This is a genomic window from uncultured Veillonella sp., assembly GCF_905209685.1.
Lineage (GTDB): Bacteria > Bacillota > Negativicutes > Veillonellales > Veillonellaceae > Veillonella.
Map to the genome: position 1 here is coordinate 1 of NZ_CAJLUB010000163.1, position 3,174 is coordinate 3,174.

The following is a 3,174-nucleotide window of genomic DNA, read 5'->3' on the forward strand; positions in this document are numbered from 1 at the left end:
GGGTGGTTTAATGATTCGCGACTACGTCGCGAACCAGTCTAAAGACAATAATAAAAAAGGCCCGCTAAGCGAGCCTCTTTATTATTTTTGTTTGCAAACTTGGTTACCAACTGTGCAGCTTGTTTTGCAAGCGGATTGGCAAGATGTTTGACATTCCCCACAACCGCCAGTTTTAGCAGTTTTTTGTAAGGATTCAGTGTTGATAGTACGAATACGTTTAGCCATGGTTATCCTCCTCAATACTTATCGAATGATATTTATTTTATCATATTTATGAAAAGCCTGTAAAATACTATTTAGTTATGTTTTCTTCTACAGGTTTTGTTTCATTTACTTCTACAGTTGCAGATTTATTTGTATTTGCTGCACCTGTTGTTGCAGTAGTAGATGTAACATCCTCAGATTTTGATTTCTTTGGCGTATCCTTACGTAATACCTTTCTCAATGCCATTGCAACTGGTGTCACGATAACAGCAGCAAAAACTGCTTCTGGAATACCATGTGTAACAGATAAGAATACAATAGACCCTAATACTTGATCTGGACTAAGATTCATTTTAACAGCAAACATATCTGCGTAAAGTAAGAAAATAAGCCCCATAACCATAATTGTATGGAATACGGTACCCATGAAAGCAGACACGATAATGCGTGGACCTTGCGGTGCTTTCCATAATAGTAAATATACTAAATATGCTAATACTGGGAAAAGAATACGTGGTAGCACAGAAATAATTGGATTAATAAATAGAGGGGATAAAATATTCGGTGCTGTAATATTTTGCCACAAGCTATAGCAACCAAAGATGAAGCCTACAAAAGCACCCACTTTAGGTCCCTCTACGATAGCACCAATAAGTGTCGGTACATGCAACGTAGTTACATTAAGAGGGCCTAATGGAATAATACCATAGCCAGAAACACCTAATGCAATAGTAATCCCCGCTAATAGACCAATAATTGTTAATTCTCGAATCGTAATGCCACTCTTCTTCTGCTTTTTGGTCTCTTTACGTTCAACTTGCTTCATTTTTTCATTGTCTTGGATTGATACAGTTGAGTTATCATCCACTGGACGTTCATTATTGTTCATAGATCCTCCTTCGTTCTCATTCCTTACGGATATAAGTCGAAACTAGAAATTAAATACGTTCACGGCGTCGTGAAATAATACCACGCTCTACCAATGCACCTATAATCACTGCTACACCTGTCATACCAGCTTCTAACAAAGTTGGGGTAACAAACACTACTGGATTACCTTGATACGTTGGAAAAACGGTGGGAACTAAAGATAAAACAAATTCTGGAATATAACCACCATATAAAATATGGGCATTCATAGCGAGCCATAAACCAGCAGTTAAAACAATACGAAATAATCGTATACCTTTATAGGCTATTTCTCTTGGGTATAAATAGAATACGAATACCAATAAGGATATAAGTAATGACACCAATTCTGCAAAGAGTATATTCACATTCATAGATGACGCATACATGAAATAAACCATTGGATCTTGTAGATCAATATAGAGAAGTGAACCAATATATAAGAATGGAATTGGAATAGTATATCCAATTATATCGAGTGCTTCATCTACCATTCCCCATCGATGATTTCGATTGAAAAACTTAGTAGCTAACAATCCAAAAAGTTCAATAAGTACTTGAACAATAAAATACACCACGAAGAGAAGCAACGCTGTTACAATTCCACTATCTGCAGTAAAGCTAAAGGGCGTATGAAGAAATGAAAATACAGTCCACCAAGCCCAACTATACGTATGATAGCCCATACCCAATGGTAGATCGTCATTAAATTTAGCATTCTTAAGTCTTCGTACCATAAGAGGTATTACGAGGGACAACACGGGGAATACTAAGATTGGTAAAGCTAGCGCTCCACTCAAGGAAAGAACTGTCGTTACAGCACTTACAAATAATGCACAGACAACGGTAAACAACCAGAAATTCTTATTCATTACGGCCTCCTACTAAACGAGTAAGACCATATGCAAAAATCAAGCTAATAGTAACACCAATATACATAGCTACTAAAAAAGCTACATCTCGGCCAGCTGTAGGCCAGCTCCATAGCATCGATAAATCTACACCGAGAAAAATACCTTTATAGCTAATACCGTGGATTATAATCCAACATATAACATAGGCAATACGGCTAATCGGTTTACCATCGCCAAAGGTACTACTTTTAAACGATAAATATGCCCAAGGCATTATTAACGATAAGAGCAAATACCATACAAGTGCTACCATCGCACTCGACCCATTATGAATCATATACGCAATAATAGGAATTACTACGATAAATATATTCAAGTAGATGGATCTTTTACAAATATCTATTAATGTGTTCATAAAGATCTCCTATGATATGTAATCTCTTTGTATTTTACAATAATCATAGATAAATGTCATCAAAAAAGAAAAACCTCCATATAGGTAACTGAATACCTTATATGGAGGTTTTTAATTAAGCTACTACAGAGTCAGCTGTTACATCAATTGTAGGAACAGTTTCCTTTTGTTCTTCTTTATTCAACAATGGAGTCATGCTTTCTAAGCCGATACCCAATGTGAATAGATTATGCAACCATGCTGTTTGGCTTGGCGGCATAATACCGAGTACGCCACCACCTACAAGAGCACCATTGAAACCAACGATACCATTGTAATTTGCTTTGATGCGTTTCATCAATGCCATGGAAATGCGGCGTAAATCTACAAGAGCTTGTAGATGGTCGGAAGAAATAGTAACATTTGCAATTTTTTGAGCAATTGGAGCGCCTTCATTCATAGCGATACCAACATGTGCCTCAGAAATTGCTGGGGAGTCATTAATACCATCCCCTACCATCATAACAGTATAGCCTTCAGCTTTAGCTTGTTTTACATAAGCGGCTTTATCTTCTGGCAATACTTCAGCATGCAATTCATCAATGCCGAGTTCGTCAGCTACACGTTGTGCATTACGTTTGGAGTCACCAGTCATCATGACAACCTTTTTAATACCCAATGTGTGTAAATCAGCTATAACTTGTTTTGCTTCCTCACGAACAGGGTCTTTAATACAAATAACCGCTGCTAGTGTACCACCAATAGCGAGGTAAATATGGGAAGATGAATTTGGTAAATTATTGAACTTTTCTT

Annotated in this window: 5 protein-coding genes; all 5 read right to left on the minus strand. The window is 37.0% G+C overall.

Annotation, left to right across the window (positions count from 1 at the left end):
- Positions 1-81: 81 nt before the first annotated feature.
- Entirely contained in the window at positions 82-225 is a 144-nt protein-coding gene (gene scfA / locus QZ055_RS08820) for a six-cysteine ranthipeptide SCIFF (RefSeq protein ID WP_004693318.1), read from the minus strand.
- A 67-nt stretch (positions 226-292) separates the two neighbouring features.
- Positions 293-1,093 (minus strand): ECF transporter S component, encoded by an 801-nt coding sequence (locus tag QZ055_RS08825; protein ID WP_295826308.1) that lies wholly within the window; start codon positions 1,091-1,093, stop codon positions 293-295.
- A 49-nt stretch (positions 1,094-1,142) separates the two neighbouring features.
- Positions 1,143-1,985, minus strand: a complete 843-nt coding sequence (locus QZ055_RS08830; protein WP_295826311.1) for a hypothetical protein — start codon at positions 1,983-1,985, stop codon at positions 1,143-1,145.
- Positions 1,978-2,382, minus strand: a complete 405-nt coding sequence (locus QZ055_RS08835; protein ID WP_295826314.1) for a hypothetical protein — start codon at positions 2,380-2,382, stop codon at positions 1,978-1,980. Before QZ055_RS08835 ends, QZ055_RS08830 begins: the two co-directional genes overlap by 8 nt.
- Before the next feature lie 115 nt (positions 2,383-2,497).
- Positions 2,498-3,174: HAD-IC family P-type ATPase (locus QZ055_RS08840; RefSeq protein ID WP_295826317.1), on the minus strand; the 677-nt coding region annotated here is incomplete at its 5' end.